Source organism: Herbaspirillum sp. C9C3 (genome assembly GCF_013359625.1).
Classification (GTDB): domain Bacteria; phylum Pseudomonadota; class Gammaproteobacteria; order Burkholderiales; family Burkholderiaceae_D; genus Herbaspirillum.
This window is the reverse complement of sequence record NZ_JABFMQ010000004.1, coordinates 45,486-69,018: the sequence shown is the minus strand read 5'-3', so window position 1 is coordinate 69,018 and position 23,533 is coordinate 45,486. Positions and strand designations below refer to the sequence as shown.

Sequence of the window (23,533 nt, the reverse complement as noted above, 5' to 3'; positions counted from 1 at the left end):
CAATGACGATGCAGCTGGATGTGGTGACCTGGGGGGAAGCCCTGGCACTCTTGGTGGCCGATGAAGTCGGCCCCTTCGAGGAAGTGGAAAAATATACGCGCCGCCTGGCCGGTGCCGAGACCAATGTGGCCATCGGTCTGGCGCGACTGGGCTTGAAAGTGGGTTGGGCCAGTCGCGTGGGCAATGATGCCTTTGGTCGTTTCATCCGCAAGCGGGTGGCGCAGGAAGGTGTGGACGTCAGCCGCGTACTCACCGACATGGAATTTCGCACGGCCATCCAGTTGAAGGCCAAGGCAGTCGATGGGGCAGACCCGGCCATCGAGTATTACCGCAAGGGCTCGGCGGCCAGCCACCTGTCGCTGGAGGATTTCGACCCGGCGTATTTCGGCGCGGCGCGACACTTGCACGCCACCGGCATCGCGCCGGCCTTGTCGCCCACCACGATGGCTTTCGCCCATCACGCCCTGGAGTTCATGCGGGCGCAGGGCAAGACGATTTCCTTCGATCCCAACCTGCGCCCCATGCTGTGGCCGTCGCGCGAGGTCATGGCGCAGCAGTTGAATGCGCTGGCCTGCAAGGCCGACTGGGTGCTGCCGGGGCTGTCGGAAGGCACGCTTCTGACCGGATATGAAGATCCGCGCGCCATTGCCGGCTACTACCTGGAGCGCGGTGTGAAGATGGTGGTCATCAAGCTGGGCGCCGAGGGCGCTTACTGGCGCAATGGTGAAGGCGAGGGCAGGGTGGCCGGGGTGCCGGTGAAGGAAGTGGTCGATACCGTGGGGGCCGGTGACGGCTTTGCGGTCGGCGTCATCAGCGCGATGCTGGAAGGTTTGTCGGTGCCCGAGGCTGTCATGCGCGGCAATCGCATCGGGGCGTTTGCCATCCAGGTGGTCGGTGACATGGAAGGCTTGCCTATCCGGGCCGAGCTGGAGGCGGCCTCGGCCTGATTTGACTCTTACAGGAATCGCCATGAAGCCGCACGTAGTCGTCTACAAAAAATTGCCCGAGCATCTGCTGCAGCGCCTGCAGGCGGAATGTGAGGTCACGCTCTTTGACCGTATTACGCAAGACAACCGCGCCGATTTCCTTGCGGCCCTGAAGACCGCCCACGGCATGATCGGCGCAAGCCTGCCGATCACCAACGACATGCTGGAGGGCGCGCCGCTACTCAAGATCGCCTCCACCATCTCGGTGGGCGTGGACAATTTCGACCTGGATTATTTTCGTCGGCGCGGGCTGATGCTGGCGCATACGCCCGGCGTGCTCACCGAAGCCACTGCCGACACCATCTTTGCCTTGATCCTCTCCACTGCGCGCCGCGTGGTGGAACTGGCCGAATACGTCAAGGCCGGACGCTGGAAGGGCAGCATCGGCCAATCCCAGTTCGGCGTGAACGTGCACGGCAAGACGCTGGGCCTGATCGGGATGGGCCGCATCGGCTCTGCGGTGGCACGGCGGGCGCATCATGGTTTCGGCATGCCCATCCTGTATCACAACCGTCGCCCCGATCCCGAGGCCGAGCGCGAACTCGATGCGCGCTACGTCAGCCAGGATGAGTTGCTGGCCCAGGCGGACTTCGTCTGCGTGATGCTGCCCCTGAACGCCGCGACCGAACGCCTGATCGGCGCACGCGAATTCACGCTGATGAAGCGCAGCGCCATCTTCATCAATGCCTCGCGCGGACGCATCGTCGATGAGGCTGCGCTCATTGCGGCCCTGCAAGACAAGACCATCTACGGTGCCGGCCTGGATGTGTTCGAAGTCGAGCCGCTGCCCGCCGAATCGCCCTTGCTGCAACTCCCCAACGTGGTGGCCTTGCCCCACATCGGTTCGGCCACCCATGAAACCCGGCTGGCCATGGCCGAGCTGGCCGTCTCCAGCCTGTTGGCCGGCCTGCGCGGCGAACCGGTACCCCACCTGGCGGTCTGAACGGCGCGGTGTTGCCTGCGGGCAGGCCGCGCTTCAATTCCGCTGCATGAAGTTTTTTTCAGCTTCTCTTCATTTCCTCTTCCGCTCACGTGAATCTTTGGTGTATGCTGCGAACATTAAAAAGAACGATCGTGCTAAAAACCGGTAGGCACCCCGTTTTGCTTTTATAATCCTGCGGAAGTTTACGTTTACGTCAATTCCTTTTTGCAAGGGCCATGCGATGAAAGTATTAGTACCAGTCAAGCGCGTCGTGGATTACAACGTCAAGGTGCGCGTCAAGAGCGACGGCAGCGGCGTCGATATCGCCAACGTCAAGATGTCGATGAACCCGTTTGACGAAATCGCGGTGGAAGAAGCCGTGCGTCTGAAAGAAGGTGGGAAGGTGACCGAAGTGATCGCCGTCTCCGCCGGCGTGACGCAGTGCCAGGAAACCCTGCGCACCGCCATGGCCATCGGCGCCGATCGCGGTATCCTGGCCGAAGTGGCGGCTGATGTCGAACTGCAACCGCTGGCCGTGGCCAAGATCCTGAAGGCCCTGGCCGAGAAGGAACAGCCGCAGCTGATCATCCTGGGCAAGCAGGCCATCGACGACGACTGCAACCAGACCGGCCAGATGCTGGCTGCCTTGCTGGGCTGGCCGCAAGCCACCTTCGCCTCCAAGGTCGTGCTGGAAGAGGGCAAGGTCACCGTGACCCGTGAAGTGGACGGCGGCCTGGAAACCCTGGCCCTGACCCTGCCGGCCATCATCACCACCGACCTGCGCTTGAACGAGCCGCGTTACGTCACGCTGCCCAACATCATGAAGGCCAAGAAGAAGCAGCTCGATACCGTCAAGCCCGAAGAGCTGGGTGTGGACGTGGCCCCGCGCGTGAAGACCCTGAAGGTCACCGAGCCTGCCAAGCGCAGCGCCGGCGTGAAGGTGCCGGATGTCGCGACCCTGGTCGCCAAACTGAAAAATGAAGCCAAGGTGATCTGATCATGACCGCACTCGTTATTGCCGAACACGACAACGTTAGCCTCAAGGGCAGCACCCTCAACACCATCACCGCCGCAGCACAAGCCGGTGGTGATGTCCACGTCCTGGTGGCCGGCGCCAACGCCAAGGCCGCCGCTGACGCTGCCGCCCAAGTGGCAGGCGTGGCCAAGGTGCTGCTGGCTGATGCCCCGCAATTTGCCGATGGCCTGGCCGAAAACGTGGCCGAACAAGTCCTGGCCATCGCCAAGGATTACAGCCACATCCTGGCGCCCGCCACTGCCTACGGCAAGAACATCCTGCCGCGCGTGGCCGCCAAGCTGGACGTGGGCCAGATTTCCGACATCACCAAGGTGGAGTCGGCCGATACCTTCGAACGTCCCATCTACGCCGGCAACGCCATTGCCACCGTGCAGTCGATCGACCCGATCAAGGTCATCACCGTGCGCACCACCGGTTTCGATCCGGCCGCGCAGGGTGGCTCGGCCGCCGTGGAAAGCATCCCGGCCGTGGCCGATTCGGGCAAGTCCAGCTTCGTGGGCCGTGAAGTGGCCAAGTCGGACCGTCCGGAACTGACCGCAGCCAAGATCATCGTTTCCGGTGGCCGTGGCATGGGCTCGGCGGAAAGCTTCAAGATCCTGGAGCCGCTGGCCGACAAGCTCAACGCCGCCATGGGTGCATCCCGTGCCGCTGTCGACGCAGGCTACGTGCCCAACGACTGGCAGGTCGGCCAGACCGGCAAGATCGTCGCGCCGCAGCTCTACATCGCCGTCGGTATCTCCGGCGCGATCCAGCATTTGGCCGGCATGAAGGACTCCAAGGTCATCGTCGCCATCAACAAGGACGAGGAAGCGCCGATCTTCTCGGTGGCTGACTATGGCCTGGTGGGTGACCTCTTCGAGGTCGTCCCCGAGCTGGTCAAGCAGCTTGGCTGATCTGGTCTGAACCGTAGTATCCGCCCCGGCTCAAGCCGGGGTGTTTTCGTGTACCCAAGGAACGCCGGCAGAGCGTTCCCAATGGAGGTTGGAGATGAGTTACACCGCGCCCGTGAAGGATATGTTGTTCGTCATGAACGAACTGGCCGGTCTGGCAGCCGTGAATGCGCTGCCCGGCTGCGAGGATGCCACGCCGGAAACGGCCGAGGCCATTCTCGAAGAAAACGCCCGTTTCTGCAGTGAAGTGATCGCCCCGCTGAACCATTCTGCCGACAAGGCGCCCAGCAGCTGGTCCGACGGCAAGGTCACCACCAGCCCCGGTTTCAAGGAGGCCTTCCGCCAGTTCGGTGAGGCCGGCTGGCAAGGCGTGCAGCATCCCGTGGAGTTCGGCGGACAAGGCCTGCCCAAGCTGCTGGCCACGCCCTGCATCGAGATGCTGAACTCGGCCAATCTCTCCTTCGCGCTGTGCCCGCTGTTGACCGATGGCACCATCGAAGCGCTGATGACGGCTGGCACGCAGCAGCAGAAGGAAACCTTCATCGCCAACTTCATCTCCGGCAAGTGGACCGGCACCATGAACCTGACCGAGCCGCAGGCCGGCTCCGACCTGGCACTGGTGCGCACCCGCGCCGTGCCGGAGGGCGACGGGACCTACAAGCTCTTCGGTACCAAGATCTTCATCACCTATGGCGAGCACGACATGGCCGAGAACATCGTCCATCTGGTGCTGGCCCGCACGCCCAATGCGCCTGAAGGCGTGAAGGGCATTTCACTCTTCATCGTGCCCAAGTTCCTGGTCAATGCCGACGGTTCGCTGGGCGCGCGCAATGACGTGCATTGCGTTTCCATCGAACACAAGCTGGGCATCAAGGCCAGCCCGACTGCCGTGCTGCAGTTCGGTGACCATGGTGGCGCCATCGGCACCCTGGTCGGTGAAGAGAATCGCGGCCTGGAATACATGTTCATCATGATGAATGCGGCACGCTTCGCCGTGGGCATCCAGGGTCTGTCGGTGTCGGAACGTGCTTATCAGAAGGCTGTGTCCTACGCCCGCGACCGCATCCAGTCGCGCGACCTGGCCGGCTCGCCCGGTCCGGTGGCCATCATCCACCAGCCCGATGTGCGTCGCATGTTGATGTCCATGCGCGCCCAGATCGAGGCGGCGCGTGCGCTGTCTTACGTGGCGGCAGCGACTTCCGATGCGGCGCATTTCAGTGATGACGAGGCGACCCGCAAATCCAACCAGGCCTTCTACGAATACCTGGTGCCCATTGTCAAGGGCTGGATCACCGAGATGTCCATCGATGTCACCTCCACCGGCGTGCAGGTGCATGGCGGCATGGGCTTCATCGAGGAAACCGGTGCGGCCCAGCATTACCGCGATGCGCGCATCCTGCCGATCTACGAAGGCACGACGGCCATCCAGGCCAATGACCTGGTCGGCCGCAAGACCGTGCGTGACGGCGGTGCCGTTGCCAAGGGCATCATCGCCCAGGTGCGCCAGACCGTGTCCGAGCTGCAGGGCGATGCGCAACTGCAGCCCATCGCGGCGCGCCTGGCAGAGGCCGCCGATGCGCTGGAGCAGGTGGTGGACTATGTGGTGGCCAACATCAAGAGCGATATCAAGGCTGTCTTCGCGGGCAGCGTTGCGTATCTGAAGATGGCCGGTGTGGTGCTGGGCGGCTGGCAGATGGCGCGTGCAGCGGCCATCGCGGCGGGCAAGCTGAAGTCCGGTGAGGGCGATGGCAAGTTCTTTGAGGCCAAGCTGGCGACCGCACGTTTCTATGCCGAGCAGATCCTGCCGCAGGCGCTGGCCTATCGCACGGCCATCGTCGATGGCGGTGCTGCGGTGATGGCGCTGGCCGAAGACCAGTTCTGATCCGCGTCTGCAAGCAAAGCCCGGCATGCCGCATTGGCGGCATGCCGGGCTTGTTCATTGGGGCAGGGCAGTGGTCAGCCGAAGGCGCCGCCCGTAAAGAGCAAATCGAAGCTGCGCGCCAGCAGGGCGATCACGCCCAGGGCACCCAGCCCTACGGTCAGGACCAGGATCAGCGCCAGGATCCAGTGCGAGTCCGAGGACTGGCCGCTGGCGGCGTTGTGGCGTGCATCCCATTTTTCGTCAGGGGTGAGGCCGATGACCAGCGCTTCCAGGCAGGCGATCAGGGCCGAGAGCACGAAGGGCAGTCCCGTGAAGAGCTTGGGGGAGTCCGGTCGAGCCGCCATCAGGGCCAATGACAAGGGAATGGTCAGTACATGCAGCCAGCCGAAGCGGTCGCGGCCCCCGTAGAGGTAAAAGCGATGCAGACCGATGCTGCCGAAGACAGTGGCCAGGAAGGTCGTCAGGGTCTTGTTCTTGTGGCGGGGCGATGGGGGCATGCTGCTTGTCTCTTTATTCTGTTATACGCCGGCGCAAGTGACGCCGGCGGTCATTTTGTCGTCATGGGTCGGAGCAGTATAGCCCAGCCCGTGGCGGGCAGGCATTTCCGGCAGGACAGTCGGCAACCCCGCTGTCCTGCCCGGATGGGGGCAAAAGTGATGTCTTTTGGCATCACTTTTGCCGTGTTTTGGGGAGTTTCAGGGCTTTTGTGCGTTGGTCTCTGGCACAAAAGCCCCAAGCAACTTGCCCGGGTGGGCGGAAGTCCGTTATAATCTGCGGCTTTTCCGTGTCCGTATTCTTACTGGAACCATTATGGTCGTTATTCGTTTAGCTCGTGGCGGCGCCAAGAAGCGCCCCTTCTACAACATCGTTGCAACCGACTCGCGCAATCGTCGCGATGGCCGTTTCATCGAGCGCATCGGCTTCTACAACCCGGTCGCTTCCGGCAAGGAAGAAACCGTGCGTATCGCTGCTGACCGTCTGGCTCACTGGCAAGGCGTTGGCGCACAACTGTCGCCGACCGTTGCTCGCCTGGTCGCTGAAGCCGGTTCCAAGGCTGCTGCCTAATACAGGTTTTCCTGTCTGATTCCGCGCCGGTTCTGCTGGCGCCCGGATGAAGAACAGGTCTGGTGTACTCATGACTCATCCAGCCCAGGCGGGGTTCTCCGCACCCGACGATCTCGTGACCGTCGGCCATGTGACCGGAGCCTACGGAATCCAGGGCTGGATTCGCGTGCGTCCTTATTCTTCCGAGGCAGATGCCTTGCTGAATGCCAAGACCTGGTGGCTGGAGATGTCCGGCCAGCCCAAGCAGGATGTCGATGTCATGCAGTCCAAGGGGCACAGCGGCGATGTCGTTGCGCGCCTGACCGGGGTAGCGGACCGCAATGCGGCCGAAGCCATGAAGGGAACGGTGGTCTCCATCTCCCGCAAGCACTTCCCGGCGCTGGATGACAATGAATTCTACTGGGTCGATCTGATCGGCTCGGCAGTGGAAAATCTCCAGGGTGAACACCTGGGCGTGGTGTCCGACATGATGGACAACGGCGCCCATCCCATCCTGGTGGTGAAGGCCCCGGTGCAGGAAGCTGCACCAGCGCTGCAACCGCAACCCGCTGCCGACGCAAAGCCGAAAAAGGGTGCCAAGGAGAAATCCGCGGCGGCGCCCGAACTGTTGATTCCGTTTGTCGACCAGTTCGTCAAGACGGTGCAGCAGAGCGAAAAGAAGATCATCGTCGACTGGGACAAGGATTACTGACCTTCAAGGTCAGTTTTTTCTTTTCCGGCGCTGATGTCGGCAGATTCAAAAGATTCAAAAGAACCCAGGAAATGGAGGCGTGATGCAGTTTGATGTCGTCACTCTGTTTCCCGAGATGTTCGCCGCGCTGACGCAATCCGGCATTACCCGCCGGGCGCTGGAGCAGCGGCGCTGGGGCTTGCAGTTGTGGAATCCGCGTGAATTCACCACTGACAATCACCGCACCGTGGATGACCGCCCCTATGGCGGCGGTCCCGGCATGGTGATGCTGGCCAAGCCGCTGCAGGCTGCCATCGAGGCGGCGCAGCAGCGACAGCAAGCGCTGGGCCTGGCCCGGCCGCGTGTGATTTATCTTTCACCGCAAGGTGCACCGCTGACGCATGAGCGCGTGGTGCGGCTGTCGCAGGACAGCGGGGCAGTGCTGCTGTGCGGACGCTATGAAGCGATTGACCAGCGCCTGCTCGACAAGTGCGTGGACGAGGAAATCAGCATCGGCGACTTCGTCCTCTCCGGCGGTGAATTGCCGGCGATGGCGCTGATGGATGCAGTGATCCGGCTCTTGCCGGGTGCGCTCAACGACAGTGCCTCGGCAGTGGAAGACAGTTTCGTCAACGGTCTGCTGGATTCGCCCCATTACACGCGTCCGGAAGTCTATGAAGGTGAGCCGGTGCCCTCCATCCTCCTGGGTGGACACCATGCCGAGATCCAGAAATGGCGCCGGCAGCGGGCACTGGAGGCCACGCAGGCCAAGCGTCCCGACCTCATCGTCCGGGCCCGCGAGCAGGGCTTGCTGAGCAAGGCCGATGAAAAGTTTCTGGGCGGTCTGGCGCAGCCCTGAAGGTTTGTAGCAAATGCAGTACCGCAGGCCCGGCAACGGACCTGCACCGTGCGGTGGCCGATGTCACCGTGTTTGAAACCCCATCCTCTACCGGGCTTTACAATCCGCCCTCGTGGCAACGGCGCCGGCAAGATGGTTACAGGAGCAAAAAATGGATCTGATCCAGCAACTCGAGCAAGAAGAGATCGCGCGTCTCGCCAAGAACATTCCCGACTTCGCCCCCGGCGACACCGTGATTGTCAACGTGAACGTGGTTGAAGGTACCCGCAAGCGCGCTCAGGCTTACGAAGGCGTGGTCATCGCCCGCCGTAACCGTGGTCTGAACTCCAACTTCATCGTCCGCAAGATTTCTTCGGGCGAAGGCGTGGAGCGTACCTTCCAGCTGTACTCGCCGCTGATCGCCTCGATCGAAGTCAAGCGTCGTGGTGACGTGCGTCGTGCCAAGCTGTACTACCTGCGCGAACGTTCGGGCAAGTCGGCACGTATCAAGGAAAAGCTGCCCAGCCGTGCGGCAAAGGCTGCTGCTGCCGAGTAATCGGTCGCCTGTTGATGCGTCAGGAAAAGGGGTGTCTCACGACGCCCCTTTTTCGTTTCCGACGCCCAATGGAAGTTGAAGTGGAAGTCCTGCCAACCTAACGATCAAGCGAGCACAACGTGGCCAGTTTCGATCCTCTCAATCTGCCGGTGGATGCCGTCGCCGGCGAAAGTGCGCTGGAGACTGCGCGCCTGAATGCCGACTGGCTGCGCCAGCGCTTCGCCGACCCGCCGCGCTGGGAGCCCGAGCACAGCGGCGACCAGATGGCCCGGCTGGCCGAGTCCAAGGGACGTTTCCGGCTGGCCTCGGTGCTGATCCCGATCGTGCTGCGCGAGCAAGGTTTGACGGTTCTCTTCACTCAGCGCACAGCTGACCTGAAGGACCATGCCGGACAGATCAGCTTCCCCGGTGGTCGCCGCGAAGACTACGACGGCTCGGCCATCGACACCGCCCTGCGTGAGACCGAAGAGGAAATCGGCCTGGCGCGTCATCACATCGAAGTCATCGGTTCGCTGCCCGATTACTTCACCGGCACCGGTTATCGCGTCACGCCCGTGGCGGGCTTGATCCAGCCGCCGTTCGAGACTATCGGCGATCCGCGCGAAGTGGCCGAGATTTTCGAAGTTCCGCTGGCTTTCCTGATGGATGGCGTGAACCATCAGCGTCGTTCGGTGGAGCTGCCGGCACCGGTCGGTCGACGCAGCTTCTATACCATGCCCTATGAACGTTACTTCATCTGGGGCGCCACCGCCGGCATGCTGCGCAACCTGTTCCACTTCCTGCGTAGTTGACAGTGCAATATGTCGCGCCTCTGCGACGCTATGTCTCTGTTAGTGTTCAAGTAAGTAAAAATCCGTGACATTGCGCGCTTGATCCTGCTGGGTGAATCAATTGTTTGATTCCCCTCTTGCACTGCGCTATCGTACGGGCTATAGAGACCCCTAAGGCAGCTTGATGACATTTCTTTCCATTCTCTTTGCGCTGTTAATCGAACAACTCAAACCACTGCGCGCAGACAATCCGGTATACGCGTCGATCAAGTCTTTCGCGGCCACGATTGAAGGCTGGTTCAACGCCGGCCACGCCCATCATGGGCGCCTGGGCTGGGTGGTGATGGTAGGTGCCCTGACGGTGCCGGTGGCACTGGTCTACTGGCTCTTGCTGCATGTGAGCCTGGTGGCCGCCTTCGCCTGGAACGTGCTGGTGGTCTACATGACCCTGGGTTTCCGCCACTACAGCCATTACTTCACTTCCATCCAGCTGGCGCTCAACAGTGGCGACGAGATGACCGCGCGTACCCTGCTGGCCGAATGGACCAGGCAGGACACCACGGGCATGGATGTGAGCGAAATCTCGCGCATCGCCTCCGAGCGTGCGCTCATCACTACGCATCGCCATGTGTTCGGGGTGTTCTTCTGGTTCCTCATGCCGGTGGGGCCGGCGCTGGCGGTGATGTACCGCGTCGCCGAATATCTGTCGCGCGCCTGGAACGAGCCGGATCACATGAAGTTCGAAGCTTTCGGTCGCTTTGCCGCCCAGGCCTTCTACTGGATCGACTGGATCCCGGCCCGTCTGACCGCCTCCGCCTTTGCCGTGGTGGGCAACTTCGAGGAGGCCATCTATGCCTGGCGCAACTTCGCCCGCCGCTGGGACGATGAGGCCGCCGGCATCATCCTGGCCGCCGGTGGCGGTGCCATGGGTGTGCGCTTCGGCACCGAGAAGGAAGCAGCAGCCGGCATCATCCTGCCGGCTGACGCTGCCACGGTCGATTCCATGCCCGAGGAAACCGACGGCCTGCCTGGCGACACACCCTCGCCACGCACCCTGCAAAGCACCGTGGGCCTGGTCTGGCGCGCCTTGCTGCTGTGGATGTTCCTGTTGCTGCTGCTGTCGGTGGCGGTGTGGATGGGCTAGGCGGAAAGATGGATGAAAAAGCGGGCGCAGGCCCGCTTTGTTTTTGGGAACGCATTTCTCGCCAACCCGGTATACTTCCGGCTTCACTTCACGAGATCGCCACTTGCCTGGCAGCAGCATGCCCCGGCAATCGCAGAGCGGCATGCAGGAGCCGGGGAGACCGGTAGAAGCCAAGTCTTCTATAAGATATAATACTCAGTACCGCGCAGGCACCCAGGCAGAGCATCGCCGAGGCACCGCGCGCTCCAGGGCTCCGGTCCCACCAGGACAAGGGCATTCGGTTGCAAGCGCTTTAGAAGAACTGCATGTATGGCTGATCCCATCAAACCCGCAAACGCACCGGCCAAAGAATTCATCATCCTGGGCAAGACCTCGGATGGCCGGCAGTTCCGCCCCAGCGACTGGGCGGAGCGCCTGTGCGGCGTGATGTCGTGCTTCCGTCCTGAAGGCAGCGGCGGTCGCAATGCACACCTGAAATATTCTCCCTACGTGTTGCCTACCCACATCGATGGCGTGCGCTCGGTGGTGGTCAACGAAGCCCTGCGCGAGCTGGAACCACTGGCCTATCACTTCGTGGTCAACTTCGCCAAGGACAACGACCTGCAAGTGGTCGAGGCCTGTGTGCTGCCCGATCCGCCCAAGGACAACAAGGCCGGCTGATTCCTCGCTGCCGCTGCCGCGCCGGTCTTGCTGCGGCATTGCCAACCCCTCGCCAGCTTCATGCCGCCGCGTCCTGCGGGCGGTCCCGCCAGCAGTTACACTAGATGTCACATTGTCAGTCTCGTCGATGACTCAGCCTTGTCATTGCGCCAGAGTCTCACGGGATCATCGGGCCGCTTGCGGCCCTCTCATCACGGAGAACCAGCATCATGAACCACCGCATGGAGCGCGACACCTTTGGCCTGATCGAAGTCCCGGCCGAACGCCTGTGGGGCGCGCAGACCGAACGTTCGCTGCACCACTTCCACATTTCCACCGAGCGCATGCCGGCCGAGCTGATCGTGGCCCTGGCCGCCGTCAAGCGCGCCTGTGCCACGGTCAACCGCGACCTGGGCAAGCTGGACGGCAAGAAGGCCGAGGCCATCATTGCGGCTGCCGATGAGGTCATCGCCGGCAAGCATCCGCTGGAGTTTCCGCTGTCGGTCTGGCAGACCGGGTCCGGCACCCAGAGCAACATGAACATGAACGAGGTGCTGGCCAACCGCGCCTCCGAACTGCTGGGCGGCGTGCGCGGCGAGGACCGTCTGATCCACCCGAATGACGACGTCAACCGTGGCCAGTCCTCCAACGACATCTTCCCGACCGCCATGCACGTGGCGGCCTGCATGGCCGTGGCCACGCACCTGATCCCCTCGCTGCACACCCTTCGCGCCACGCTGGCGGACAAGTCCGCGCAGTTTGCCGACATCGTCAAGATCGGCCGTACCCACCTGCAGGACGCCACGCCGCTGACGCTGGGCCAGGAGTTCTCGGGCTACGTGGCGCAGCTGGATCATGCCGAGTCGGCCATCATCGCCACGCTCAACGCGATCTCCGAGCTGGCCGCTGGTGGCACGGCCGTCGGTACCGGGCTCAATGCCCATCCCGAATTCGGCGAGCGCGTGGCGGCCGAGCTGGCCAAGTATTTCGGTTTCCCGTTCAAGACTGCGCCCAACAAGTTTGCCGCCCTGGCCGGACACGATGCCCTGGTGGCCGCGCACGGCGGACTCAAGACCCTGGCGGCGGCCATGATGAAGATCGCCAACGACGTGCGCTGGCTGGCTTCCGGCCCGCGTTCCGGGTTGGGTGAGATCACCATTCCCGAGAATGAACCGGGCAGTTCCATCATGCCGGGCAAGGTCAACCCGACCCAGTGCGAAGCCATGACCATGCTGTGTGCCCAGGTCTTCGGCAACGATGTCGCGCTCAACATTGGCGGTGCCAGCGGCAACTTCGAGCTCAATGTGTTCAAGCCGGTGATCATTCACAACTTCCTGCAGAGCGTTCGTCTGCTGGGCGATGGCATGGCCAGCTTCGAGGAGCACTGCGCGCGCGGCATCGAAGCCAACCACAGCCGCATTGGCGAGCTGATGGAAAAATCGCTCATGCTGGTGACGGCCCTGGCCCCACACATTGGTTACGACAAGGCCGCCAAGATCGCCAAAGAGGCGCATCACGACGGCACCACCCTGAAGCAGGCGGCATTGGCGCTGGGCTATGTGACGGAAGAGCAGTTTGCCGAGTGGATCAAGCCGGAGCAGATGACGCGGCCGGGTTGAGCACTGCGATCTCGCCCCGGTTGCAGGGGCGCCGGAAGTGTTGCGTTACCGGAGAGTGCGAGCATCAACGGCCTTGAAGAAGGCCGTTTTGTTTTTTGTGGCACGCATGAGATCGTGCTTCGCGGGCGCGACAAGCCCCTGATTGCAAAGCCTTTTCAACCCCGTGTATATCTCTGTTGATTAGGGTTACGAAATGAAACATCTCAAGATTTCACCGCGCCCCGCGCGTATATTGCTTTCCTGCGCCAGATGCGTCTGCAAGCCGCAGCCGGAAAGGATTCCAGGCTCATACGAGTGCGAGGGGAACGCGCCCGTGATGCCCTCTGGCAAATATTCCAGGCATTTCAAACATTCTGCGACACACCCAAGGGCAACAATATGAAGAAACTAGCGGCAATTGGCCTCTGCGGCATGCTGGCAACCGCCGGCCTGGTCGCCAGTGCCTCGGCCTATGCGCATGGACGCTTCTATGGTGGAGTGGTCATCGGTGGCCCTCTGTGGGTGCCGCCCCCGGTCTACTATCCGCCACCGGTGTATTACCCGCCGCCGGTCTACGTGGAGCGTGTGCCGGCGCCGGTCTATGTGGAACCGCAACGTCAGGAGTACTGGTATTACTGCTCCGATACCAAGTCTTATTATCCCTACGTCCAGAACTGCCCCAGTCCGTGGATGAAGGTGGTGCCCAACACGCCAGGCGTGCCGGGTGGCGCGCCACCGCAGTGAGTCAAGCCGCCTGCGTCGTCTGTCGTCGATCCCCCCGATAAAGGAAACATCGTGAAGCCCCTCTACAAGACCGCTGCTACCGTTTCCGCTCTGGGCGCCATGCTGGCGCTGGGCGGCTGCGTGAGCGTACCCACCGGCCCCTCGGTCATGGCCATGCCCGGCAAGGACAAGACCTACGAACAGTTCCGCGCCGACCAGCAGCAATGCCAGCAATACGCGCAGGACGCCATCGGCGGGCAGGCCGCGCAGACCCAGAACAATGCCGCCAACAGCGCCGCTGTCGGTACCGCCGTCGGTGCCGTGGCCGGCGCACTGATCGGGGCCGCCTCGGGCAACGCCGGAGCGGGTGCCGCCATCGGCGCCGGTGGTGGCTTGCTGGTGGGCAGTGCCGCCGGCAGCAACGCGGCAGCAGGTGGCAACTACTCGATGCAGCAGCGCTACGACATGACCTACACCCAGTGCATGGTCAGCAAGGGTAACCAGGTCCAGCAGCCGGTCCAGACCACCACCGTCTACACCTATCATCCACGCTACTACTATGCACCGCCGCCGCCTCCGGGGTATTACGGCCCGCCGCCGGTGTATTACGGTCCACCGCCGGGCGCCTATTGAGCGCTCGCACAAAAACCGTCTCTGCGGAGGCGGTTTTTTCTTATGCAGCGCAACATGGCGCGCTGCCGGTGCTATACTCGCCGCCATGCTTTTCCGAAATCAACTTGCGAAAACCCAGCATTGGTGGCGCGCCTGAACGAGGCGGCCCGTTTTCACACAGCTTGACCATGTGACCATGATGCCGCCGGTTCCGGCGGCATTGTTTCTTCAGCTTCGGGACCGGCGGCATTCCAGATAACGATCAGGAATGACCATGTCTTCGAACGCACCGAGCAATACCTCCTCCGCCTTGCCTGTGGTCCTCACCGGCGATCGCCCCACCGGGCCACTGCACCTGGGCCACTACATCGGCTCGCTCAAGTCGCGCGTGGCGCTGCAGGAAACCTCGCGCCAGTTCCTGCTGCTGGCCGATACCCAGGCCATGACCGATAACGTCGGCCGCCACCAGAAGGTCACCGACAATGTTCTGGAAGTGGCGCTGGATTACCTGGCCGTAGGCATCGATCCCGAGAAGTCGACCATCTTCATCCAGTCCCAGGTGCGCGAGCTGTATGAACTGTCGATGGTGCTGTTGAACCTGGTGACGGTTTCGCGCCTGGAGCGCAACCCCACCATCAAGGAAGAAATCCGCCTGCGCGGCTTCGAGCGCGATATCCCGGCCGGTTTCCTGACCTATCCGGTCAGCCAGGCCGCCGACATCACCGCCTTCAAGGGCCAGCTGGTGCCGGTGGGCAGTGACCAGTTGCCCATGATCGAGCAGACCAATGAGCTGGTGCGCAAATTCAATGCCACCGTCGACCGCGAAGTGCTGGTCGAGTGCAAGGAAGTGCTCTCCGAAACCGGCCGCCTGCCCGGCATCGACGGCAAGGCCAAGATGAGCAAGTCGCTCGGCAATTCCATCCCCTTGGGGGCCACGCCGACCGAGATCAAGCAGGCCGTGCACCGCATGTACACCGACCCCAACCATCTTCGGGTGGACGATCCGGGCCAGGTCGAGGGCAATGTGGTCTTCACCTTCCTCGATGCCTTTGATCCCGACCGCGACGCCGTGGCCGAACTGAAGGCCCACTACACCCGAGGTGGCCTGGGCGACAGTGTGGTCAAGCGCCGTCTGGAAGGCATCCTGCAGGAAATGCTGGAACCCATCCGCACCCGCCGCGAAGAGTTCGCCAAGGATCGCGGCGAAGTGCTGGCCATCCTGAAGCGCGGCACCGAACGCGCCAGCGCCGTGGCCGCGCAGACCATGGCCGAAGTCAATGCTGCCCTGGGCCTGAACTACTTCGGTTAAGGCACATTTGCCGACTATATGAAAACCGCCGCATCCCATCCGGGTTTGCGGCGGTTTTTTTATGCCTGCGTGAAGGTTTTTACCGATTTTTGGGAGGCGTCATCGGCGGCAGTTCCAGCAGGACTTCCAGCCCGCCCTCCGGCAGGTTGCGCAGGCGCAGCTGGCCGTGATGGTTCTCGGCGATGTTGAGCGCGATGGTCAGGCCCAGCCCGGTACCGCCGGTATCGCGCGAGCGCGAGGTCTCCAGGCGATAGAAGGGTTCGAACACGGCCTCCAGTTCGGCCTCCGGAATGCCCGGCCCCTGGTCGCGGATGCGGATGGCGATCTTCTGCTGTTCCAGCGCGATACTGACGCGGGCTGACTTGCCGTACTTGCAGGCATTGTCGATGAGGTTGGTCAGGCAGCGCCGCAGCGCGCCCGGCTGGGCCATCACGAAGGCGCGGGTGCTGCCTTGCAGGGTGACGTCCTGGCCGGCATCGGCGGCGTCGGCGCAGACGCTGTCGAGCAGGGAATCGATGTCCAGAGCCTGGATCTTCTCGGAAGAATCCATGCTGCGCGCCAGGTCCAGCCCTTCGCGCACCATGCCGTGCATGACGCCCAGGTCGTCGATGAGCTTCTGCTGCAAGCCGGGATCGCTGACCTTTTCCAGTCTCAGCCGCATGCGCGTCAAAGGCGTCTGCAAGTCATGCGTGATGGCCGCCAGCATGTGGGTGCGATGCTGGATCTGGCGACGGATGCGTCCCTGCATGGCGTTGAAGGCATGGGCCGCCTGGCGGATTTCGGTGGGACCGGTTTCGGCCAGCGGGGCGTGGTCGATGTCGCGGCCCAGGCGCGAAGCGGCTTGCGCCAGCTGGCGGATAGGGCGGGTGGCCATGCGCGCCACCAGCCACGCCAGCATGGCAATGAGTACCAGGAACAGCAGGATATATTGCAGACCGAACAGACCGGCCGGCCCGCCCGGTCCGCCGCGCCCGCGCAGGGCCGGGGGCTCGCCCGGCTGGTGCAGGCGCAGGCGCATGAGCGCCTGGTCATGCAGGCTGATGTAGATGACGCGACAGGTATCACGGCGCGGACCACGCCCGTCATCGGCATGCAGCGGCGGGCATTCGCTCTCACGCTGCACGGCGATCTTGCGGTCCTCGCCCAGGCGCGCCTGCAGCATCTCGATCAAGGGACTGCTGCTGCTGACATTGGAGCCGATGGCGTCGTTCATGTCGTCCACCATGCGCGCCTCGAAACCGAAGTTGGTCGCCGCCTGCAGCACGATGGGCCGCTGCGCGGGAGGGATGTTGTCCACCGCCTGCACGATCTGCTCGACGCGGTCGGCCAGATGCTGGAAGCGCAGCTCACGCAAGATATTGCGGCGCTCGTTGCCGGCCAGCCAGTTGGTGGCAAACACCGCCACCACGATCCCGCCCAGCAGCAGGAAGAAGATGCGGTTGCCGATGGAGCCGAGGAAATTCTTCATCCCGGGCGGCCCGTCCCTTCGGCCGTCACGGTCGTGGCCAGCACGTAGCCCTCGTTGCGCACGGTCTTGATGATGGTGGGGGTACGCGCATCATCGCCCAGCTTCTGGCGCAGGCGGCTGATCTGGATATCCACCGAACGGTCGAAGGGATCGGATTCGCGGCCTTGCGTGAGCTCCAGCAACTGGTCGCGGTTGAGCACGCGGTTGGGATGGTCGAGGAACACCTTCAGCAGCCGGAATTCCGCCCCCGACAAGGCCACCACCACACCATCCCGGCTCACCAGGTGACGCGCGGTGAGATCCAGGGTCCAGCCGGCAAAGCGCATGGTGGCAACGTCCGGCTGGGCCATGTTGGGCGGCAGCGCCTGGGTACGGCGCAGCACGCTGCGGATGCGGGCAAACAGTTCGCGCGGCTCGAAGGGCTTGGCCAGGTAGTCATCGGCGCCCATCTCCAGCCCCAGGATGCGGTCCAGCGGCTCGCCGCGCGCGGTCAGCATGATGACCGGTACCGAGGAGGTGGCGCGCAGGTTGCGGCAGATGGTCAGACCGTCTTCGCCGGGCAGGGTCAGATCCAGCACGATCAGGTCCACGCGCGACTCTTCCAGTACCCGGCGCATTTCGCTGCCATTGGTGGCGGTCAGGGTGCGCAGGCCATTGCTGTCCAGATATTCGGCCAGCAGGGTGCGGATGTCGCGGTCGTCATCGACGACGAGGATGTGAGTATTTGTATCCATGGACCGCATTATGCCGAACTTGTCCGTCCCTGCAGGGGGGATTTGTATCGGGTCTTTACAAGGAGCAGGGCAGAAATAAAACGATACCTGCGCGGCCCGCATATATACAAAACGATACAAATGACGCCACAGCGGAAAAATCCTTGATACACGCCGCCGGTTTAATGGGAACCATGCCAGGACAGCACGTCGCTGTTCAAAAGCATAACGAGCACCACCCCCTGAAAGGAGCAAGCCATGTTGACATTCAAGAACCGTATCCTGGCCGGCGTCGCCGCCGTAAGCATCAGCGCCGTCACCCTGTCGGCCTTTGCCCAGATGCCCCCGGGCGGCCCGCAAGGTCATGCGCCAAGCCCGCAACAGATCGCCAAGTTCGAGCAGATGCGCGCCAAGCACCAGGCCGAGCTGCACGACAAGCTCAAGATCACCGCCTCCCAGGAAGCCGCCTGGAAGCTCTTCCTCGACAAGACCAAACCGGCCCCGTTCGACCCGGCCGGCCGTCCCGACAAGGCAGAATGGGCCAAGCTGAGCACCCCGGAACGTCTGGACAAGCAGCTTGACATGATGCGCAAGCGTGAAGCCTTCGCCGAGCAGCGCATCGCCGCCACCAAGGACTTCTACGCCACTCTGTCGCCGGAGCAGCAGAAGATCTTCGATGCCGAGCACGCCAAGATGGAGCGCCATCGTTGGGAAAAGATGGAACACATGCGCCACGGCGACCGCAAGGGTCCCCCGCATGGCGGCAAGCCGGCACCGGATGCCCCGCCGGCCAACTAAACTGGGGCAGGCATGACCTGCCGCTGCGCCGGTGCAAGCCTGATACCGGCGCAGCGTGCAGTTCCACCCGACAGCCTTGCGTTTGCCCGCAAGGCTGTTCTCGTTGGCACATCGTGCAATGGCGGCAATAGCTGGGTACACTGCGTGCCAGCCCGCCGACTTGATCGGTTCACAGGTTTTCCTGACATGACAAATACTCCCAATTCCCGGCAGCCGTCTCCCTCCAACAGCTCTTCCCGTGGCAGCATTCTGCGCCGCTGGTGGTTCTGGGTCCTGGTAGCGGTGCTGGCCGCAGGTGGCGGCGCCAAATGGTGGTCCAAGAAGAAGACCGAACAGGAGCAGATGGCGGCCATGGGTGGCCCGGGCGGACGTCCCGGTGGCCCTGGTGGGCCGGGTGCGCGGCGCCCCGGTGCCGGCGCCTTTGGCAGCCAGACCATGCCGGTGGGCGTGGCCACGGCCCAGGTGCAGAACGTGGATGTGTTCCTCAACGGTCTGGGTTCGGTGACTCCGACGGCCACGGCCACCGTGCGGGCCCGCGTGGATGGACAACTGATGAAGCTGCATTACAAGGAAGGCCAGGTGGTCAAGGCCGGTGAGCTGCTGGCCGAGCTCGATCCGCGTGCGCTGCAGGCCGCGCTGACCCAGGCCGAAGGGCAGCTGGCGCGCGATCGCGCCTTGCTCGCCTCGGCCCGGCTGGATCTCAAGCGCTACCAGACCCTGCTGTCGCAGGACTCGATTGCCAGCCAGCAGGTCGATACCCAGGCCGCGCTGGTCAAGCAATACGAAGGCACGGTCAAGGCCGATGAAGGCAGTGTCGCCAGCGCCCGTCTGCAATTGTCGTTCACCCGCGTCACCGCCCCGATCAGCGGTCGCCTCGGCCTGCGCCAGGCCGACGTGGGCAACAACGTCACTACCAGCGATACCAATGGGCTGGTCATCATCACCCAGTTGCAGCCGATCACGGCCATCTTCAGCATCCCCGAAGACAATATCCCCAAGGTCTTGCAGCAACTGCAGAGCGGCCGCAAGCTGCCGGCCCAGGCCTGGGACCGCGAGCAGAAGAAGAAACTGGCCGATGGCGTGTTGTTGACCATCGATAACGTGGTCGACTCCACCACCGGCACGGTCAAGCTCAAGGCCCAGTTCCCCAATACCGATTACGCGCTCTTCCCCAGCCAGTTCGTCAACATCCGCCTGCAACTCAAGACCGAGAAGGGCGCCACCGTGATCCCCACGGCCGCCATCCAGCGCGGGGCCAAGGGCTTGTTCGTGTATGTGGTCAAGCAGGACAACACCGTCACCGTGCGCCCGGTCAAGACCGGCCCGGTGCAGGATGACCAGACCGTCATCACCGATGGCATCAGCGCCGGTGAAACCGTGGTCATCGATGGCATCGACCGCCTGCGCGAAGGCGCCAAGGTGGAAGCGGTCACGCGCGGCGGCGCCGATGATCCGGCCAACAAGCTCACCACCGAGAATCCGGAACGTCGCCATGGCAAGCGGGGGCAGGGCGGTCAAGCGGCCCAGGGCGGCGAGGCCAACCTGAGTCCGGAAGAGCGGCAGAAGCGCTGGGCCGAACTCAACAAGCGCATCGATGCCGGTGAATTCGGCGAAGAAATCAAGAAGCTGCCCGAAGACCAGCGTCGCCAGAAGATGATGGAGCTGCGCCGCCAGCGCGAAGGCGGCGCCAACAATGCAGGCAACGCCAACGGCGCCAAGTAAGCACCCTCAGTCCGATTTGCCCAATCTGCACAAGGCTCACGCATGAATCCCTCGCGCCAGTTCATCCTGCGGCCGGTCGCCACATCCTTGCTGATGCTGGCGATCCTGCTGGTGGGCATCGTCGCCTACCGGCTCCTGCCGCTGTCGGCCCTGCCCGAAGTCGATTACCCGACCATCCAGGTGGTCACGCTCTATCCCGGTGCCAGTCCGGACGTGATGACCTCCTCCGTCACCGCACCGCTGGAACGCCAGTTCGGCCAGATGCCGGGCTTGAAGCAGATGTCTTCCACCAGCTCCGGCGGGGCCTCGGTGATCACGCTGCAATTCAATCTTGATCTCAGCCTGGACGTGGCCGAGCAGGAAGTGCAGGCCGCCATCAATGCCGGCAGCAACCTGCTGCCCTCGGATCTGCCGATGCCGCCGGTCTACAGCAAGGTCAATCCGGCCGATACGCCCATCATCACGCTGGCGGTCACCTCCAGGACCATCCCGTTACCCAAGGTGCAGGACCTGATCGATACCCGCCTGGCGCAAAAGATTTCGCAATTGTCCGGCGTCGGTCTGGTGAGTCTGTCGGGCGGCCAGCGTCCGGCCGTACGCATGCAGATCAATCCGCGCGCCGTGGCCGCGCTGGGCCTGAACCTGGATGACGTGCGCACGGCCATCGGCAACGCCAACGTCAACCAGGCCAAGGGCAGTTTCGACGGCCCCACGCGCGCCTCCACCATTGACGCCAACGACCAGCTGCGCTCGGCCGATGAATACCGCAACCTGATCATCGCCTACAAGAACGGCGCGCCCATCCGCGTCTCGGATGTGGCCGATGTGATCGACGGTGCAGAAAACGTCCGCCTGGGGGCCTGGGCCAACCAGCAGCCGGCGGTGATCGTGAACATCCAGCGCCAGCCCGGTGCCAACGTGATCGCCGTGGTCGACAGCATCAAGAAGATCCTGCCGCAGTTGCAGGCCAGCCTGCCCGGCGCCATCGATGTCCACATCCTGACCGATCGCACCACCACCATCCGCGCTTCGGTGGCGGACGTGAAGTTCGAGCTGCTGCTCTCGGTGGCGCTGGTGGTGATGGTGATCTTCGTCTTCCTGCGCAACGTGCCCGCCACCATCATCCCCAGCGTGGCGGTGCCGCTGTCGCTGGTGGGCACCTTCGCGGTGATGTACCTGGCAGGCTTTTCGATCAACAACCTCACGCTCATGGCGCTGACCATTGCCACCGGCTTCGTGGTCGATGACGCCATCGTCATGATCGAGAACATCTCGCGTTACATCGAAGAGGGCATGAAGCCCATGCAGGCCGCACTCAAGGGTGCCGAGCAGATTGGCTTCACCATCATCTCGCTGACCTTCTCGCTCATCGCCGTGCTGATTCCATTGCTCTTCATGGGCGACGTGGTCGGTCGACTGTTCCATGAATTCGCGGTCACGCTGGCGGTCTCCATCCTCATCTCCGCCGTGGTCTCGCTCACGCTCACGCCGATGATGTGCGCGCGCCTCTTGCGCCACCAGCCGGAACAACAGCAGGGCTGGTTCTATCACAAGAGCCAGGCTTTCTTCGACCGCATCATCGCGCGCTATGGCGTGATGCTGGAATGGGTGCTGGAGCGCCAGAAACTCACGCTCTTGGTGGCCCTGGCAACGCTGGGCCTGACCGTGCTGCTGTACGTGTTCGTGCCCAAGGGTTTCTTCCCGCTGCAGGATACCGGTGTCATCCAGGGTATCTCGGAGGCCACGCAATCGATCTCCTTCGGCGCCATGGGCGAGAAGCAGCAGCAACTGGCCAAGGTGGTGCTGGAAGATCCGGCGGTGGAAAGCCTGTCCTCCTTCATCGGCGTGGACGGCACCAACGCTACCCTCAACAGCGGCCGCATGCTCATCAATCTGAAGCCGCATGAAGAGCGTGATGTCTCGGCCTCCGACGTGATCCGCCGCCTGCAACCCAAGCTCACCCAAGAGGTGCCGGGCGTGACGCTCTACATGCAGCCGGTGCAGGATCTGACCATCGAAGACAGCGTCTCGCGCACGCAATACCAGTTCACGCTGGAAGACGCCGACCCGACCACCCTGAGCACCTGGGTGCCCAAGCTGATCGCGCGTCTGCAGCAGGTGCCGCAACTGGCCGACGTGGCCAGCAACCTGCAGGACCAGGGCTTGCAGGCCTATATCGAGATCGACCGCAATGCCGCCTCGCGCCTGGGCATCACCACGGCCGCCATCGACAATGCGCTCTACAACGCCTTCGGCCAGCGCTTGATTTCCACCATCTACACGCAATCGAACCTGTATCGCGTGGTGATGGAGGTCAAGCCGGAATTCCAGCGCGGGCCTGAAGCGCTGGACAGCATCTTCCTGGTCACCTCCGCCGGCGGCCAGGTGCCGCTGTCCTCGATTGCCACCGTGACCGAACGCACGGCCCCGCTGGTGGTGAACCACATCGGCCAGTTCCCGGCGGCGACCATCTCCTTCAACCTGGCCAAGGGCGCTTCCCTGGGCGAGGCGGTCAAGGCCATCAAGGTGGCCGAAGACGAGATCGGCATGCCCGACTCCACCGTCACCAACTTCCAGGGCGCGGCGCTGGCCTTCCAGGCCTCGCTGTCCAACACGCTGTGGCTGATCCTGGCGGCCATCATCACCATGTACATCGTGCTGGGCGTGCTCTACGAGAGCTACATCCATCCCATCACCATCCTCTCCACCTTGCCCTCGGCGGGCGTGGGTGCCTTGCTGTCGCTGATGATCTCGGGCACGGACCTGGGCATCATCGGCATCATCGGCATCATTCTCCTGATCGGCATCGTCAAGAAGAACGCCATCATGATGATCGACTTCGCCCTGGAAGCCGAACGGCATGAAGGCAAGAGTCCGCGCGAGGCGATCTACCAGGCTTGCCTGCTGCGCTTCCGCCCCATCCTGATGACCACCATGGCCGCGCTCCTGGGGGCGCTGCCGTTGATGCTGGGGACCGGTGTCGGTTCCGAGTTGCGCCAGCCGCTGGGCATCACCATGGTGGGTGGTCTGCTGGTGTCGCAGGTGCTGACCTTGTTCACCACGCCGGTGATCTATCTCGGTTTCGACAGCCTGGGCCGCCGCCTGCGCGCGCGCTTCGGACTGCGCGAACCGGGCCATGGCGGCGAGGATGACGATGACGGCAAACCGGCCACCCTGCCGCCTGCGGTGTAA

General features: G+C 63.1%; 22 protein-coding genes. 19 read left to right on the top strand and 3 right to left on the bottom strand.

The annotated features are described in order from the left end of the window. Positions 1–2: 2 nt before the first annotated feature. The 5 genes from HNO82_RS05725 (at position 3) to HNO82_RS05705 (ending at position 5,716) form a co-directional block, all read left to right on the top strand. Positions 3–947: a sugar kinase gene (locus HNO82_RS05725; RefSeq protein ID WP_175343039.1), complete on the top strand. Its 945-nt coding sequence runs from the start codon at positions 3–5 to the stop codon at positions 945–947. A 22-nt stretch (positions 948–969) separates the two neighbouring features. Then, positions 970–1,929: a 2-hydroxyacid dehydrogenase gene (locus tag HNO82_RS05720; protein WP_175343038.1), complete on the top strand. Its 960-nt coding sequence runs from the start codon at positions 970–972 to the stop codon at positions 1,927–1,929. 220 nt (positions 1,930–2,149) lie between these two features. Next, the gene (locus HNO82_RS05715) at positions 2,150–2,905 is read left to right on the top strand and encodes an electron transfer flavoprotein subunit beta/FixA family protein (protein ID WP_034350081.1); all 756 of its coding nucleotides are present in this window, start codon (positions 2,150–2,152) and stop codon (positions 2,903–2,905) included. 2 nt (positions 2,906–2,907) lie between these two features. After that, positions 2,908–3,837, top strand: coding sequence for an electron transfer flavoprotein subunit alpha/FixB family protein (locus HNO82_RS05710; RefSeq protein WP_175343037.1), 930 nt, complete (start codon positions 2,908–2,910; stop codon positions 3,835–3,837). Positions 3,838–3,931: 94 nt separating this feature from the next. Further along, positions 3,932–5,716, top strand: coding sequence for an acyl-CoA dehydrogenase (locus tag HNO82_RS05705; RefSeq protein WP_175343036.1), 1,785 nt, complete (start codon positions 3,932–3,934; stop codon positions 5,714–5,716). Positions 5,717–5,790: 74 nt separating this feature from the next. On the opposite strand, the gene HNO82_RS05700 is transcribed toward HNO82_RS05705, so the two are convergent. Next, positions 5,791–6,213: an NINE protein gene (locus tag HNO82_RS05700; protein ID WP_175343035.1), complete on the bottom strand. Its 423-nt coding sequence runs from the start codon at positions 6,211–6,213 to the stop codon at positions 5,791–5,793. 313 nt (positions 6,214–6,526) lie between these two features. On the opposite strand from HNO82_RS05700, the gene rpsP reads away from it, so the two are divergent. From rpsP to trpS, 11 genes are all read left to right on the top strand, one after another. Continuing rightward, positions 6,527–6,781: a 30S ribosomal protein S16 gene (gene rpsP / locus HNO82_RS05695; RefSeq protein WP_008327198.1), complete on the top strand. Its 255-nt coding sequence runs from the start codon at positions 6,527–6,529 to the stop codon at positions 6,779–6,781. A 70-nt stretch (positions 6,782–6,851) separates the two neighbouring features. Next, positions 6,852–7,472: a ribosome maturation factor RimM gene (rimM, locus tag HNO82_RS05690; RefSeq protein ID WP_175343034.1), complete on the top strand. Its 621-nt coding sequence runs from the start codon at positions 6,852–6,854 to the stop codon at positions 7,470–7,472. 82 nt (positions 7,473–7,554) lie between these two features. Next, positions 7,555–8,310 carry a tRNA (guanosine(37)-N1)-methyltransferase TrmD gene (trmD, locus tag HNO82_RS05685; RefSeq protein WP_175343033.1) on the top strand — a complete coding sequence of 252 codons (756 nt, stop codon included), beginning with the start codon at positions 7,555–7,557 and terminating at the stop codon, positions 8,308–8,310. A 151-nt stretch (positions 8,311–8,461) separates the two neighbouring features. Continuing rightward, positions 8,462–8,845, top strand: a complete 384-nt coding sequence (rplS, locus tag HNO82_RS05680; RefSeq protein WP_008327243.1) for a 50S ribosomal protein L19 — start codon at positions 8,462–8,464, stop codon at positions 8,843–8,845. A gap of 119 nt (positions 8,846–8,964) precedes the next feature. Further along, positions 8,965–9,636 carry a CoA pyrophosphatase gene (locus HNO82_RS05675; RefSeq protein WP_175343032.1) on the top strand — a complete coding sequence of 224 codons (672 nt, stop codon included), beginning with the start codon at positions 8,965–8,967 and terminating at the stop codon, positions 9,634–9,636. A 163-nt stretch (positions 9,637–9,799) separates the two neighbouring features. Continuing rightward, positions 9,800–10,759 (top strand): CobD/CbiB family protein, encoded by a 960-nt coding sequence (locus HNO82_RS05670; RefSeq protein WP_175343031.1) that lies wholly within the window; start codon positions 9,800–9,802, stop codon positions 10,757–10,759. Positions 10,760–11,068: 309 nt separating this feature from the next. Further along, complete coding sequence (locus HNO82_RS05665) at positions 11,069–11,419, top strand: DUF3579 domain-containing protein (protein ID WP_008327247.1); 351 nt, start codon at positions 11,069–11,071, stop codon at positions 11,417–11,419. A 209-nt stretch (positions 11,420–11,628) separates the two neighbouring features. Continuing rightward, the gene (fumC, locus tag HNO82_RS05660; protein WP_175343030.1) at positions 11,629–13,017 is read left to right on the top strand and encodes a class II fumarate hydratase; all 1,389 of its coding nucleotides are present in this window, start codon (positions 11,629–11,631) and stop codon (positions 13,015–13,017) included. Positions 13,018–13,395: 378 nt separating this feature from the next. Then, entirely contained in the window at positions 13,396–13,740 is a 345-nt protein-coding gene (locus tag HNO82_RS05655; protein WP_008327249.1) for a hypothetical protein, read from the top strand. A gap of 51 nt (positions 13,741–13,791) precedes the next feature. Next, the gene (locus HNO82_RS05650) at positions 13,792–14,352 is read left to right on the top strand and encodes a glycine zipper family protein (protein ID WP_008327250.1); all 561 of its coding nucleotides are present in this window, start codon (positions 13,792–13,794) and stop codon (positions 14,350–14,352) included. A gap of 253 nt (positions 14,353–14,605) precedes the next feature. Then, the gene (trpS, locus tag HNO82_RS05645; RefSeq protein ID WP_175343029.1) at positions 14,606–15,640 is read left to right on the top strand and encodes a tryptophan--tRNA ligase; all 1,035 of its coding nucleotides are present in this window, start codon (positions 14,606–14,608) and stop codon (positions 15,638–15,640) included. A 79-nt stretch (positions 15,641–15,719) separates the two neighbouring features. Here the strand turns inward: trpS and HNO82_RS05640 are convergent, their stop codons facing one another. Further along, complete coding sequence (locus HNO82_RS05640; RefSeq protein ID WP_175343028.1) at positions 15,720–17,108, bottom strand: ATP-binding protein; 1,389 nt, start codon at positions 17,106–17,108, stop codon at positions 15,720–15,722. Further along, positions 17,105–17,842, bottom strand: a complete 738-nt coding sequence (locus tag HNO82_RS05635) for a response regulator (RefSeq protein ID WP_217509821.1) — start codon at positions 17,840–17,842, stop codon at positions 17,105–17,107. Before HNO82_RS05635 ends, HNO82_RS05640 begins: the two co-directional genes overlap by 4 nt. A 237-nt stretch (positions 17,843–18,079) precedes the next feature. Between HNO82_RS05635 and HNO82_RS05630 the strand changes: the two genes are divergently transcribed. The 3 genes from HNO82_RS05630 (at position 18,080) to HNO82_RS05620 (ending at position 23,533) form a co-directional block, all read left to right on the top strand. After that, positions 18,080–18,619: a Spy/CpxP family protein refolding chaperone gene (locus tag HNO82_RS05630; RefSeq protein WP_008327257.1), complete on the top strand. Its 540-nt coding sequence runs from the start codon at positions 18,080–18,082 to the stop codon at positions 18,617–18,619. A 186-nt stretch (positions 18,620–18,805) separates the two neighbouring features. Continuing rightward, a complete protein-coding gene (locus HNO82_RS05625; RefSeq protein WP_175343026.1) occupies positions 18,806–20,341 on the top strand; it encodes an MdtA/MuxA family multidrug efflux RND transporter periplasmic adaptor subunit in 1,536 nt (511 codons plus the stop codon). Between the two features lie 42 nt (positions 20,342–20,383). After that, positions 20,384–23,533 carry an MdtB/MuxB family multidrug efflux RND transporter permease subunit gene (locus HNO82_RS05620; protein ID WP_175343025.1) on the top strand — a complete coding sequence of 1,050 codons (3,150 nt, stop codon included), beginning with the start codon at positions 20,384–20,386 and terminating at the stop codon, positions 23,531–23,533.